General features: G+C 64.7%; 9 protein-coding genes and 1 pseudogene. 9 read left to right on the top strand and 1 reads right to left on the bottom strand.

From position 1 onward, the window contains the following. The first annotated feature begins 52 nt into the window (after positions 1-52). Positions 53-1,207, top strand: coding sequence for a substrate-binding domain-containing protein (locus tag AB0O52_RS11970; RefSeq protein ID WP_364537807.1), 1,155 nt, complete (start codon positions 53-55; stop codon positions 1,205-1,207). Positions 1,208-1,238: 31 nt separating this feature from the next. Beyond that, a complete protein-coding gene (locus AB0O52_RS11965) occupies positions 1,239-2,216 on the top strand; it encodes a Gfo/Idh/MocA family oxidoreductase (protein WP_364537805.1) in 978 nt (325 codons plus the stop codon). A gap of 6 nt (positions 2,217-2,222) precedes the next feature. Here AB0O52_RS11965 and AB0O52_RS11960 read toward each other — a convergent pair whose 3' ends face one another. After that, on the bottom strand, positions 2,223-3,098 hold the full coding sequence (locus AB0O52_RS11960) for a TIM barrel protein (RefSeq protein WP_364537803.1): 876 nt from the start codon (positions 3,096-3,098) through the stop codon (positions 2,223-2,225). Positions 3,099-3,295: 197 nt separating this feature from the next. Here AB0O52_RS11960 and AB0O52_RS11955 point away from each other — a divergent pair, with 197 nt between their 5' ends. The 7 genes and pseudogenes from AB0O52_RS11955 to glgP all read left to right on the top strand — a co-directional run. Then, on the top strand, positions 3,296-5,686 hold the full coding sequence (locus tag AB0O52_RS11955; RefSeq protein ID WP_364537801.1) for a polysaccharide lyase 8 family protein: 2,391 nt from the start codon (positions 3,296-3,298) through the stop codon (positions 5,684-5,686). 36 nt (positions 5,687-5,722) lie between these two features. After that, positions 5,723-7,276, top strand: coding sequence for a right-handed parallel beta-helix repeat-containing protein (locus AB0O52_RS11950; protein WP_364537799.1), 1,554 nt, complete (start codon positions 5,723-5,725; stop codon positions 7,274-7,276). A gap of 81 nt (positions 7,277-7,357) precedes the next feature. Beyond that, positions 7,358-8,397, top strand: a pseudogene (locus tag AB0O52_RS11945) (hypothetical protein); the annotation flags it as partial. Between the two features lie 9 nt (positions 8,398-8,406). Then, a complete protein-coding gene (locus AB0O52_RS11940) occupies positions 8,407-10,284 on the top strand; it encodes a polysaccharide lyase family 8 super-sandwich domain-containing protein (RefSeq protein ID WP_364538048.1) in 1,878 nt (625 codons plus the stop codon). Between the two features lie 106 nt (positions 10,285-10,390). Further along, on the top strand, positions 10,391-12,361 hold the full coding sequence (locus tag AB0O52_RS11935) for a hypothetical protein (RefSeq protein ID WP_364537797.1): 1,971 nt from the start codon (positions 10,391-10,393) through the stop codon (positions 12,359-12,361). Positions 12,362-12,589: 228 nt separating this feature from the next. Further along, positions 12,590-13,606 (top strand): LacI family DNA-binding transcriptional regulator, encoded by a 1,017-nt coding sequence (locus AB0O52_RS11930; RefSeq protein WP_364537795.1) that lies wholly within the window; start codon positions 12,590-12,592, stop codon positions 13,604-13,606. A gap of 415 nt (positions 13,607-14,021) precedes the next feature. Next, a partial coding sequence (glgP, locus tag AB0O52_RS11925) for an alpha-glucan family phosphorylase (RefSeq protein WP_364537793.1) occupies positions 14,022-14,848 on the top strand: 827 nt, incomplete at its 3' end.

The following is a 14,848-nucleotide window of genomic DNA, read 5'->3' as shown; positions in this document are numbered from 1 at the left end:
AGTACTCCTGTATTCCTCCTTTCCTGTTGGCGACACTAGAAAGGGAGGCGATGTGGAGGAGGGAACAGTGTCGTTGACGCCGAGGGGGTATGCCCAGGGCATGGTCTCGCGCGAACTCAAATTCAAGGTCCTGGCTGAGGACCTCCGCAGGGGGATCCTCGCCGGCGCGTGGCCCGTGGGTGCGAAACTGCCAACGGAGGCGGAGCTTGCGATGCAGACAGGTTTGTCGCTTACGACCGTGCGACGCGCCTTCGATGAACTGGTGGAGGCAGAGCTCGTCGTCCGGCGGCAGGGTGCCGGGAGTTTCGTCGCCGAACCCCGTCCAGTGCTGCGCCGTTCACGCTATGCCGTGGGCGTCCTTCTGCCGGACACCCAGCTGTATTACCCCCGGGTCCTCCAGGGCATCGAGGAGACCCTCAGGGCAAACGGTGTGAGCTTGCAGCTGTCGGCCTACAACTATGACCCCTCGCTTGAAGACACAGGTATCCAGCGGATGCTGGAGTCAGGGGTGGATGGCCTCATCCTCGTTCCTACCCTGACCGGCATCTCCGACCCTCATGCGCGTGCCCAGGACCTCATGCTGAAGGGCGTTCCCGTAGTCCTGCTGGAGCGGAGCCTTACGGACCTCGGCCCGGCCGACCGCACGGAACATGTGTGCTCGGATCACGCCGGGGGAGCTTACGACGCCGTCGCTCACCTCCGTGGTCTCGGACATCCTTCCGTGTCTCTACTGACCCGCGGCGGGACCGCAACGGAGCCTGCGATCGTGGCCGGATACCTCCGGGCTGCTGAAGACTTCGGATTCGCCCCCCACCTCGAGCGGGCCACGAAAACCGAATGGGAAGCGGGCGCCGCCCAGGAGATGCTTGAGTTTTTGCGGTTCCATGCCGCGACAGCGGCTCTCGTGTTCGGAGACCGGGAAGCGACCCAGATTCAAGCCGCGGCCCGAAGGGCAGGCCTCCGCGTACCCGAGGACCTTGCTCTCGTCTCCTACGACGACGAGCTCGCCGATCTGGCGGAGGTGCCCTTGACGGCGGTGGCACCCCCGAAGCACAGGCTGGGACGGATCGCCGCCGAGGTGATGCTCCGCCGCCTGAAGGAGGGGGACGAGTGCCCGCTGCACCAAGTGCGGCTCCGGCCCCGGATCGTCGTACGGGACTCGTGCGGCGCCCGGAACCTGGCCCGGACGATCATCATCGAAAGCTGAACGCGTTTCGCGGGGAAAGGACAAGAGGACTGTGCAGATAGGCATCATCGGAGCGGGGGCAGTGGCACGGCTGCACGCCGTCGCCGCGAAACGGCTCGGTCTACGGCTGACAGCCGTCTGCGATCTCAGGCAAGAAGCCGCGCGCTCAGTCGCCGCTGACTGGGGGGCACGGACAACGACCGACTACCGGCGCCTCCTCGATGACCCTGAAATCGACGCCATCATCGTGAACACACCGCATGCACTGCACCGTCAGATGGTCCTTGATGCGGCAGCAGCCGGACGCCACGTGCTTGTGGAGAAGCCCATGGCGACCACGGTGGAGGACTGCCTGACGATGGAAGCGGCATGCCGCAGCGCCGGGGTGGCCCTCGTGGTGGGGATGATCCAGCATTTCCTGCCAGAGAAAGTGGCCTTGGAGAAGGTCGTCAACGACGGCGAGCTTGGCAGGGTGCTGGCCGTCCAGGACTTGAGGAGCACGGACTACCGCCCGAGCGCCCGGCCGGCGTGGTTTTTCGACCCGGCAGTGTCCGGCGGAGGGGCCTTGATGAACATCGGTGCGCATTGCCTGGACCGGTGTCTCTGGCTCGGGGGCGCGCGAGCCGAGAGCCTGCGGGCGAAGGTCCTTGACCGCTTCGCTGCAGGGGTCGAGACGGACGGGCGGATTTCGCTGACCCTGGCCAATGGCGTCGATGTGAGTATCGGGGTCGTCTCGGACTGCCCGGAGCCCGTGGACAGGCTGCTCTTGGTGTGCGAGGGCGGAACCCTCCTGGCTGACGCGCGGCGCGGCACTTTCCTCCGGAAGAACGGACACACGAGAGTGCTCCACGAGTACTCGGACCTCGACATCCAAAATGCCTTCACCTCCCAGATGGCCGACTTCTGTGCAGCGATCGCAGGAGTGCCCTCCCTGGTGTCGAACGAACATGCAAGGCACGTCGTCGAAGTGGTACTGCAGGCCTACCAATCTGCGTCAAGCGGACAGACTCTCACGCTGCAACCGGCGTAGGCCTTGCTAGCCGAATGGCCCACCGGAAGACGCTGCAGACAGCATCTTGTTCAGGGTCGCGGCGTCGGAGAGCACATTCCGGGGACTGTCGTCGGCGACGAACTCCAGCATGAAATCCAGCGGCCTGCCAAGGTCCGAGGCGGTGTTGGCGACCGACTGCCACAGGCCAAGACCCTCAGCCAACGGCCGGCGCTCGGTGGCCGGACGCCAGCTGAAACAATGCACGCCGGCAAGGAAAGGTCCCAGCTCCTGGAACGAGGCCAGCGCGGTCCGATCGTCCATGCCGACTGGCGGCTGCCAATACGTGCCGACGTTCTGCCGGTCGACGCGATCGAGCAGCCGCAGTGTGGATATGGTGCTGTCGGTCAAGGTCCCGCCATGGTATTCGAGGGCGATCTGGATCCCGGCCACCTCCGCGAGGTCTGAGACCCGCTGCGCATCGCGGATGACCGCGGACCAGTCGTCACGTGAAGCCTCCGAGGACCCCTTTCCACCGGCCCAGACCCGGATTCGAGGAGCACCTGCAGCCCGTGCACGCGAAAGGACCACGTCGAAGCCGGTGAAGTCGCCGAGCCTGTAGTAGGAGCCTAAAGACAGGACTCGAAGGCCGCGGCTGCGGCAAAGCAATGAAGCCGTCCTCGCTTCGGCATCATGCGTGAGATGGGTATCTGTCCCCCATTCGATGCCATCCAGACCGGCTTGGCTGGCCGTGGCCACAACAGACGCGGTGGGCAACTGTCGCAGCGTGACCGAACAGATGCCGGCGGTAAGCAACGCAGTCCGCTGGGCATGGTCCTGACGACCGATGACTGCCTGCCGTCCGGGTTCTTCGGGGCCGAAATTGCCGCCCATGTACCAGTCCTTCGGATGATGATCTGCCATTTCCGACTTCAGCTTCGAGGAAGAAGTGGGGAGGAATCAATGATGATCCAGGGGCGTATGGGGAGGCTCAGGCGGTTCCGGCGGACAAGTCTGTTCATTCAGGAGGGAATGAGTCTTTATTCCTTTGGTCGCGGAGGGGTCCACTTCTGTGAACACCTCCACCGGCCTTGACTCTCGAAGATCCAAGGAAGACGACTATGAAGACCCCCCCGGCCTTGGCGGCCACCCCCTTCACCCGACGGAGCCTGTTGCGCGGAACGGGAGCCGTTGCCGTAGCAGCGGCGCTGGGCTCCGTATTCGCCTCGTCCGCCACCGCAATGTCCGCTTCGGATCTCGAGCCGCTGCGCCAGCGGTGGGTGGACCAGCTCACCGGCAGGACAGCCATCGCCACCGGAGACCCCCGGTTTAACGCCGTCATCACCCGCATGGACTCAGCGGTCGCCAGCGTCCGTCGTTTGCTGGTCCCTGGCCCGGGGACACGGACCCGCATCTTCAGCGACGCAGACCTGGCCCAGGACGCCCAGATCGTGACCACGTATTCCCGGATCGAGACTCTCGCCATCGCGTGGGCGACACCCGGAACCGCCGTGCAGGCCGACCCTGTGGTCCTGCAGGAGATTACCGAGGGGCTCACAGACGGTAATCGTCTCGTCTACAACACCGCCCAGCCGGAGTTCGGGAACTGGTGGTCGTGGGAGATCGGCACCCCGAAGGCCCTCGGTGACACGCTGGCCATCGTCAAGGACCATCTTGATCCTGCGCTTCTGGACGCCTGTTGCCGGGCCATCGACCACTTCATCCCCGACCCGACCCTCCAGTACCCCGACTCAAGGGGAAAGGTTCTCTCCACGGGGGCAAACCGGGTGGACATCTGCCAGGGGATCATGGTCCGATCGATCGTCGGGAGCGACATGCCCCGGCTCCAAGCCGCGATTTCCGCACTCAGCCCCACCTGGCAGTATGTGGCAAGCGGAGACGGATTCCATGCCGACGGCTCGTTCATCCAGCACAACACCGTTCCTTACACCGGAACCTACGGACTCGGCCTCCTGTCGGGACTGGCCAAGCTGTTCTCGCTGCTCGCAGCGAGCACGTCTGCAGCAGCCGACCCCGGCCGCTCCCGGCTTTTCGACAGCGTCGACCGCTCGTTCGCGCCGTTCATCCACGACGGCCTCATGATGGACTCGGTCCGCGGGCGTGCCATTTCCCGGAGCTCCGAACGGAGCTTCGACGACGGCGCGAGCGCGATCGAGGCCATTCTCTGGCTCGCCCGCGGCGTCGACCAGCCCACGGCAGCGGCCTGGCGCTCCATGTGCCTCGGATGGATCAAGCGCAACGGCGTCACCGACATTTACGCGACGTCCTCGATCCCTCGGCTCGCCCTGCTCGTCCAGCTCGAGGCCAGCACCTCCGCCACCGCACCCGAGCCGTTGGGACACCGGTACTTCCCCGCGATGGACCGCTCAACCTACCGGGGACCGGGGTGGGCCGTCGCCCTCGGCCTCTGCAGCCGGCGGATCGCCTGGTACGAATGCGGCAACGGCGAGAACGATACGGGGTACAACACAGGCTCGGGCCTGACCTACCTCTACGCAGCAGACGCCCTTCACTGGGACGACCACTACTGGCCGACAGCCGACCTCACAGCGCTGCCTGGCACGACCGTCGACAAGACCCCCCTTCCACCGAAGGCCGGCGGGGAATGGGGGTCTTCAACGCCAAAGAACGAATACACCGGTGGAACCACTTTGGATTCCTACGGGCTCGTTGCCCAGCACCTCATCGGACCCGGCGGAACAGGCCTGAAGGCCCGCAAGTCATGGTTCTTTACCCAGGAGTTCGTCCTGGCCCTTGGCGCAGACATCACCACCGCATCGGGAGCCAGAGTCGAGACGACCATCGAGCACCGGAACCTCGGCCAGTCCGGGGGGCGTGCCATCACAGTCGACGGCGCACTTCTGGGCACGTCCGACGGCGCGAGCGCGCAGGGCGTGCGCTGGGCCCATGTCGAGGGCGTCGGCGGATACCTCTTCCTCGGCGAGGCACCCGTGCGCGTTTCCCGCCAGCGCCGATCAGGGACGTGGCGCGCCATCAACACCGGAGGCCCCACCACGAGCTACAGCCGCGAATACGCCACGATAGCCATCGACCACGGCCTCCGCCCGGCCACCGGAAGCCCGGGAACCTATTTCTATGCCCTGCTCCCCGGCGCTACGCCAGCCGAGACAGAGCGATCGTCCCTCGATGGCCTGCGCATCGAACCGCTGCGCAACGATGCCTTGGCCCAAGGCATACGAACCGGCAAGCTCACCGCTGCCGCATTCTGGCAGGCGGCCACCGTCGGCTTAATCACCGCCTCCGGCCCCGCACTTGTCCTGGCCTGGCAAAGCAACGGAATCGTCAAGCTGGCCGTGTCCGAACCGACCCAAACCGCCGTCGAACTGGTCCTCCGGGTGGCAGGCACGAAGGCGACGCGGGCGCGCTCGGCGGGCGAGGTGAAATTGACCGTCATCCCGGACGGCGTGGAACTGCGGGTGTCCACGGCCGGGCTTGCCGGCACCACCTTGGCAGTGGACCTCCTTCCCTGAAGACCAGAACCCCTCACCCAAACAAAGGAAAGCTCAATGAAGACAAGTAGCAGGAAGTTCAGGCTCAACCGGACACTTCCGACTATCCTGGCCGCCTCGCTGGCCGCTACCCTCTCCGCCACCGCAGCGTCAGCCGCGCCCGACCCTCAAGCACAAGGAAGCACCGCGTACTACGTCGACTGCTCCCGGGGAGACGACGCAGCTTCGGGCACGGATCCCGGACACCCCTGGCGCACCCTTGCACATGTAAGTGCGCAGGGCTTCGCCGCCGGCGCGGAAATCCGACTGCTCGCAGGGACCACATGCACCGGAACGCTGACCATCCACAACTCCCATGTCACCGTCCGCAGCTACGGCGAAAACGCAAAAGCGCGCATCGACGGGGCCGGAGCCTCAGACGCCATCGTTGTCTCCAATGCCGAAGACGTCGAACTCCACGACCTCGACGTGGTCAACACCGGTCCAACGAAGTCCCAAAGGCGCGGTATTTGGGTCCGGCTGACCGATTTCGGCACAGGGCACCATTACGTCATCAGCAACGTCGACGTCCATGATGTCAACGGCCTCGACGACAAGAGCGCCCAGGGTTCGGCAGGTATCCTGTTCTCCTCGCTGGGTACCGCGACCCCGACACGCTTCGATGACGTGCAGGTTTTGGACAACACTGTCACGCACGTGGACCGGACGGGCATCAGCTTCTCCAGCAGCTGGAACAAACGCCCAGAACAGGGCGACCAGATCACCACCTGGAACCCGAACACCGGCGTCCGCGTTGTCGGCAACCACGTGAAGGACACCGGCGGGGACGGCATCGTCCTTCGCGTCTCCACAGGGGCCTTGGTCGCCCGCAACACCGTCGACGGCTACAACATGCGCTCGGCCGCCTACAACGCCGGGATCTGGTCCTGGAACGCCGACCACGTCACCTATGAGTACAACGACGTCAGCCACGGGCACGGGGTACTGGACTCGATGGCCTACGACATCGACGGCGCCAACAACGGCAACGTCTATCAGTACAACTACAGCCATGACAACGAGGGCGGCTTCCTGCTGATCTGCACCTCCCCTGGAGTCAAATCCGCCGACAACATCGCGAGGTACAACGTCAGCATCAACGACCGCAACACATGGACGCCGTACTACGGGATCATCACCATCGGCTGCGGCGCTCCTACGACGAACACCCAGGTCTACGGCAACAGCATCGTGTCCAACCAGGGCGGAACCACACTCGTCAACGACCTCAGGGGCCTCGGCGGGGTAACCTTCCGCAACAACATCTTCGCCGCCACCGTCGCCGGAGGCCTGCCGGTCCGCGACTCGAGCAACACATATGACCACAATCTCTTCTTCGGCGCGACCACTCTCCCGGCGCACAATTCCAACGCGGTGACAGGTGACCCCGGGTTCATGAACGCCGATCCGAAAACGCCCAAGGACATCCGGCTCCGGCACGATTCCCCTGCGGCCGGAGCCGGGACTCCCATCTCCAATGATGTGACCACCGATTACTTCGGCAAGGCGATACCCGCATCACCCAGCCTCGGCGCCGACACGAGGGCACCGGGGTCCTCCAAGCTGGACTAGCCCGGCACTGCAACGGGCGGTCCCCGTCAGGGGAGCGGGGACCGCCCAGGCCTGGGTGCCGAACATCAAGGAAGGCATGAAATGACAGGTAGCGATTCACAAAGGCGATCCAGCCGCGCTGAACTCAGCAGGCGGCGACTGCTCCAGTACGGGGGTGCCGCCACTGCGCTGGGCATGGCATCTCAGCTGATCGGGCCACCAGCAGCCTGGGCCGACACGTACGACTCCATGCGCGGCAGATGGTTCCAACTCCTCACAGGCACTGGGTTCGACCCCACCTCCGCACCGTTCTCCGGCGCTCTTGCCTCCTTGGGATCGACCGCCTCGCGATACCAGTCGACGATGGCCCCCGCCTCATCCTCGCTCTGGCCCGATCTTCCCGCCGGCTCGGTTTCCGCGAATGTCACTAGCAGCTACTCGCGGCTGAAGACCATGGCCCTGGCCTACGCACAGCCCAATACCGGCCTCACGGGCAGTGCGTCCCTCGCCTCGGCCGTCACTACGGGGCTCGACTGGATGCAGGCACAGGCCTATGCCCCGACGACGATCCCCTACAACAACTGGTGGGACTGGCAGATCGGCGCCCCCCAGTCGCTCCTGGACACCTGTATCCTCACGTACGGCAAGCTCACACCTGCCCAGATCGACAGCTATTGTGCATCGATCGATCACTTCGTTCGACAAGCGCGGTTTCCTCGTACACCGGGACAAGCACCGGGGCCAACCGCGTCGACCTCTGCCGCGTGCTCGCGCTTCGCGGAGTGATCGGCAGAGTGCCCGCTCCGATCAGCACTGCCCAGACTGCTCTCTCGCCGGTTATGCCGTACGTCCTCGCCGGCGACGGCATTTATGCCGACGGCAGCTTCATCCAGCACACCTACGTCCCGTACACCGCCACCTACGGGGCCATCCTCATCGGAGGCGTGGCCCGCCTCATCACCCTGCTCAGCGGGACCAGCTGGGCGATCAAGGACCCCAACATCCAGGACATCCTCAACGCCGTGAGCAGCTGCTACGCGCCCGTCGTCTACAACGGCCTCGCCTTCGACGGGCAGTCCGGCCGCGCCATCAGCAGGAGCACGGAAGACGCCCACACCCGGGGCCATGCGCTGGCCAGCGACGTCCTGCTGATGGCGGAAAGCGGTGCATCCACCGACCAGGCAGCTTCCTGGAAGGCAATCGCCAAGGGATGGATCCAGCGCGACACCACCAAACCGTACATGAACGACAGTTCGGTCGCTGTGCCTGAACTCGCGCGCGCCCAGGCGCTGCTGAACGATACGACCGTTACCGCTGCTGGGGAGCCTGTCTGCAGCCAGGTCTTCGGCATGGACCGGGCCATCCATCGACGCCAAGGCTGGGCAGCACAGATCAGCGCTTGTTCCTCCCGCACCACCTTCTACGAGACCGGCAACGGAGAGAATCTCCACGGCTGGCACACGAACAGCGGCATGCTCTACTGGTATGGCTCCACGTACGGCAACGACCAGCACTCCGACGCGTTCTGGCCAACAGTCGACCCCTACATGCTGCCCGGAACGACCGTCTCGACGCTTTCGTTGGCCGATGCCGCGGGAGGGGAGTGGGGGGCGTCCCACCCAGCCACGGCCTGGGCAGGCGGAGCTACGGACGGGACCTGGACAGCGTTCGGCCAAGACCTCCGCGGGCTCCAGTCGAGCCTGACTGGAAAGAAGTCGTGGTTCTGCCTCGACGATTCCATCGTCTGCTTGGGCGCGGGCATCACGTGCGCTGACGGGGTCGGCGTCCAGACCACCATCGACAACCGGAACCTCGGCTCAAACAACACCCAGGCCCTTTGGGTCGACGGCGCGGTTCAAGACTCCACCCTGGGCTGGGATCAGACCTTCGCCAACGCCCACTACATGAGCATCGACGGCATGGCGTCATGGATCTTCCCTGGAGGCGCCAATGTCAGCGCCAAGCGCATCGCCCGAACGGGGGCCTGGTCCGCCATCAATACCGGAGGGCCGACCGCCCAGATCACCAAAAACTACGTCACGATGTGGTTCGACCATGGCACTGATCCGGTATGGGCTACGTACTGCTACCAGCTCATGCCGGGGGCCGACGCCGCTGCAGCCGCCGCGCGCTCGGCCAACCCCGACTTCGTCATCCTCGCCAACACGCCGACGGTACAGGCGATCAGTTGCCCCGGGCTCGGGCTGACCATGGCGAACTTCTTCGCCGCCGGAACAGCTGGCCCCCTGACCGCATCAGGGCCCTGCTCGATACTGACGAGCGAGAAGAACGGCAGCATGACTATCGCCGTCTCGGACCCGACCCGCGGCCAGGCCACCGTACAGATCACGATCGCGAGCGACACCTACCCGGGAATCTCCTCGACCTCGGGCATCAACGTGCTCACAACGGCGGGCCAAATCTCCCTCCTCGCAGAAGTCGGCGGAACCCACGGCACCACCCTCACCGCCTGCCTCAGTGCTTCGGGAACCTCCCCGGCACCTAGGACGGCCGCGCAGCTGGCCGCCACGGCCACGACCTATGTCCGGGACGGCACCTATGCGAACACAAACTACGGCGGCCAGACCACGATGATCGTCAAGAACGACACCAAGACCAGCACGGGCTACAACCGCGAGGCCCTGCTCAAGTTCGATGTCTCATCCGTGTCCGGACACCTCAACCGGGCAATCCTGTGGGTGAACGGCTTCGTGAACGACTCGGGCGGGACCCAGACCACCCTTCAAGCCTTCGCTACGGCGTCAGACATGTGGACCGAGACGGCCGTGACATGGTCCACCGCACCTTCGCTCACCACGGCATTGGGAACCGGAACGCTCGGGTTGGTGGCTGACTGGGTCGGCCTGGACGTCACGGCCGCCGTCGCCTCGGCACTCACCGGTTCGGGAGGCGACGGGATCGCATCCCTGGCCGTCTGGGAGCCCGGCCCGGCACCTGGACTGGCAACCATTCTCCAGTGCCGGCTGAACAACAGCTCAGCCCCGCAACTCGAGATCATCACGCAGTGAAATTTACGGGCCGGCGATTTGCCTCGCGTGTTGATCCGGGCATCCTGCCACGCCCGATTCGTCCCGAACAGAATGCACCACATCGACCGCAAAGGAGAAAACAATAGTGAACGACTCAAGTAACCCGCACGCCTCGACGCCGGACGACGAAGGCCGGGAATCCGGAGTTTCCCGACGAACACTGATGCTCAGCGCCGCAGCGCTCGGGCTCATCGGTCCGGCTTTGTTTCCCGGCTCCGCTCAAGCAAGCCAGGAGACGGCCTCGATGCCCAAGTCGAACCTGCCGGACACGATACCCGAGGTCCTCTATCAGACCTCGTTCGAGGACTTCTCGGACCGTGAATGGGTGTCGGACTACACCGCCTTCGACTCGTCGCAGCACCGCACCGGTGCTGCGTCGCTGCGCTACACCCGGGCAGACAGCAGCACCTATGTCTTTGCCGGCAAGAAAATCCCAGGGACCACCGACGCCTACGTTCCTGTCTCGGTCTCCGTGTGGGTGAAGACCGCCGGCATGCAAAACGGCGGGGCGTCGGTCTGCGTGGAGTGGTACGCAGAGGACGGCACCTTCCTCACCGGCGGCTACACCGGCACAACCCAATCCACCGAGTGGGTCCAGCTGTCCGTGCCCCCACAGGCGGCCCCGGCCGGAGCCGCGTACATGAAGGCCATCTTCTTCCTCGGCCGCGGCGCCACGGGAACGGCCTGGTATGACGATCTCACCATCACCAAATACACGCCGCGCCTCCTGCGGGCGACCCTCGCGGCCCCGGCCTATCGTGGTCTGCTCATTCCCGGCGAACAACAGGAAATCGACCTTCGGATGGGGGTATTCCCGCCGTCCGGTATTCGTGCCACCGACTATCAGGTGCAGGTCGAACTCAGCGACACCGCCGGCAAACGCGTCGACGCCAAGTCCTTCAAAGGATCGTCCGAGCTTAGGTATACCAGCCCCGTTTCGAGGCTGCGCGAAGGGTCCCACCAACTTCGGGTGAGCGCGCGCACCCGCGACGGTTCCACCGCCGCGGAGAAGACGTTCGCCCTTCGGAAGCTTCGCGTGGATGAGGTGCCAACGAGCTATTTCGACTCGCACGGAAGGCTTCGGCGCAATGGCGAGCTGTATTTCCCGATCGGGGCGTACAACGGGCCGACCACCGTGCAGAACCTCGACGATCTCAGATACGCGGGGTTCACCACGATTCTGTCCTACCACGTACCGTCCCCGCAGATTCTCGACGAGACCCAAGCGCGCGGGATGACGACTCTGTTCAATCATCAGAATACCGACGCCAACCAGATCAACCAGTACAAGAACCACCCCTCGCTCCTGGGCTGGTACATCAACGACGAGACACCCGCCGACAGCCAAGCCGACCACGTCCGTCCGCGATACACATCAGTCGCCGACAACGATCCCAATCATCCGAGCTATTCGGTCGACTACCGTGTGTGGGCCGGTGACGACGCCCAGTTTGTCACCGACGCCTTCGGGACGGACCCTTATCCGATCTTCGGCAAGCCGACCGACATCCCTCGCCGTGTCTTCACCCACACCGAAGCAACCGTGCGGGAGTTGCCCAACACCGCGATCTGGCCGGTCATCCAGCTGCACAACCTCGGCAACTACAAGCACTTCGGCGTGCGTCCGCCGAACCTGGCCGAGGTCCGGAGTATGTCGTGGCAGGCCATCGTGGCCGGCGCCACCGGCCTGCTGTATTATTCCCGGTTCGACATCGAGAACGACGTGAGCGGCATCCCGTACCGCACCCTGCTGGACAATGCGAAAACGGTCGTGACCCAGATCCGCGACCTCTCACCGGTCATCCTCTCCACAGACCGACCGCCGTCGATCCGGGTGGCTGACGATGACGCGCTGCGTTGGACTACGCGCCGCTATGACAACCGTGACTACTTGTTCATGGTCAACCTGTCCAAAGAAGCCCGTACCGCTTCATTCGCCGCGCCGGGGAACGAGCCCGTGGAGGTGCTCTACGAACACCGGAGCCTCAGCAAGAGGCAGGGCAGGTACACCGACGACATCGAAGGACTCGGCGTGCGGCTCTACCGGATTCCGTGATCCGGCCAACGGTACGTGGCTATTCCGTTTTTCGTGTAGAGGAGGTATCCCCTTGCCTTAGGCTCGCTTAGCCGTCGAGCGTATGCAACAGTGGGCTCAGCACGCCTGCAACACTTTGCCAACCGATTACGGTTTACTATGAGGGACTACCGTCCGGCGGGTCGCAGTCATTTGCGGGTCCATCGCCGGCCAGCCACCAACAATACGAGGGGATAGTCCTTGGTAACCATGGCCGATGTTGCGCGGGTAGCCCGCGTTTCCAGGAGCACTGTGTCCTATGCCCTCAGCGGTGTCCGGCCGATTGCACCCGAAACGCGCGAGCGCATCCTGAAGGCCATGGCCGACCTTGGCTATACGCCGAACCTGCTCGCCCAGGGTTTGGCCGGCAAGCGGACCGGCATCCTCTCCCTGATCTTCCCGGTCGGGGAGCAAGGCATGAACACCACGGAATTCGAATACGTTCAAGGCGCTGCCGAACAAGCCCGTGTCGACGGGTACCATCTTCTCCTGTGGCCGATGGACCCAGACGACCTGGGCGAGATGCAGCGGATCGTTGCCCAGGGCCTGGTGGATGGAATCCTCCTTATGGAAGTCAGGTCATTCGACGAAAGGATTCCCGTCCTGCGTGAAACGGGGGTTCCATTCGTCACCATTGGACGGCCAACGGATGCCGCTGGGCTGACATTCGTGGACGCGGATTTTGAAGCGATGGGCGAGCTGGCAGTGTCGCACCTCGTTAGCCTGGGGCACAAGAAAATCGGCCTCGTGACGCATTCGCGGGAGTCCCTGGACACCGGCTACGGCCCGATGGTCCGATCGTGGGATGCCGTGGCAGCCGCCGCGTCGCGGCACGGGGTCAGTGCCCGGCTGTTCCCGACCGCCAGCTCACTTGCCGGCGGTCGCGAGGTGTTCGGACAGATCCTGGACGAATCCCCGGAAACCACCGGACTTGTGGTGATCAACGAAGCGGCTACGGCAGGCCTTCTGGGTGCTGCGGCGAGCCATGGTTGGCGGGTCCCGGAGTCCCTGTCCATTGTCGCGATCAACACCAGCGCCGGCTCCGCGGAGCGCTTCATGCCCGCCCTGACTACGGCGTCCGCCCAACCCAGGGTAATGGGGCGCGAGGCTGCGCAATTCCTTTCCCGGCGCCTCAGGAGCGAGAGTGCAGATGCCCTGCAATGGCTGGCCGAACCGGTACTGACGTTGCGCGGAAGCACCACCGTGGCGCGCGCCGTCGAGCCCTGAATCTCCGCGCCGTTCGGGTGTGATCCGCCAATTCGACGCAATCATTACGCGGTCCGAGCCCACGTGATTGTGACATTTGACACACCGTTGCGCCGCCAACTACTGTCGAGCCATCGACCCGCGTCGACAAGGCGCGTCGACGAACGGCGATGAAATTCCTCCTATACAACATGGCGGATAGTCGCCGATCAGAGTTCCCGGAACCCGTGCGCCTGTGAAGCCAACGATGCCGCTCAAAGAAAGAATGTAAGCGCTTGCCCAGCAATGGTGGCGCCCGGCGAAGCCTCCTCACCCGGTGCCCCGGTGGTCCCGCCCCTAGCCAACATCTCCCCAATCATCACAACAACCTCCTGGAGGTACACCGCATGGAAACGTCGACCCAATCGGCCCAGTCCGCGTTCGAAGGTGGCCGGAAGTGAAAGCGATTCGACGGTTCACGGTCCGAACGGTTCTCCCGGAAGCAATCGCCCCGCTGGCACGATTGGCGAAGAACCTGCGTTGGTCGTGGCATTTGCCGACACGTGAACTGTTTTCCGCGCTGAATCCCGAGGCCTGGGAGCAAAGCAATCATGACCCCATGACCTTCCTGGGCCTGGTCAGCCGCGAGGAACTGCATGAACTCGCGGAGAATGGCGCAGTCATTGAGCGTGTCCAGCGCGCGGCTGCGGACCTGGACCGGTACCTGAGCGAGCCGCGGTGGTACCAGGGCCTGGGTCCGGACGCTCCGGCGTGCATCGCGTACTTCTCCCCGGAGTTCGGCATCACCGAGGTGCTTCCGCAGTATTCCGGCGGCCTGGGGATCCTGGCCGGGGACCATCTGAAGGCCGCTTCGGACCTGGGTGTGCCGCTGATCGGCGTCGGGCTGCTGTACCAGGCGGGTTACTTCAAGCAGTCCCTTTCCCGGGACGCCTGGCAGCAGGAAACCTACCCGGTCCTCGACCCGGACGGCCTGCCCCTGACAATGCTGCGTGAGGAAGACGGTTCGCCGGCTCTGGTCACACTTCCCTTGCCTGGTGACCGGACGCTGCGGGCGCACATCTGGCGGGCCGACGTCGGGCGCGTGCCGCTGCTGCTGCTCGACTCGAACGTTCCGGCCAACGACGACGCCGCGCGCGGGATCACGGACCGCCTCTACGGCGGCGGCGGTGACCACCGCCTGCAGCAGGAACTGCTGCTGGGCATGGGCGGGGTGAAGGCGCTGCGCGTCTACCAGCGCCTCACCGGCACCCCGGCCCCGGAAGT

This window comes from Arthrobacter sp. NPDC080073 (assembly GCF_040686575.1).
Lineage (GTDB): Bacteria > Actinomycetota > Actinomycetes > Actinomycetales > Micrococcaceae > Arthrobacter.
This window is presented reverse-complemented; position numbering and strand designations above follow the sequence as displayed.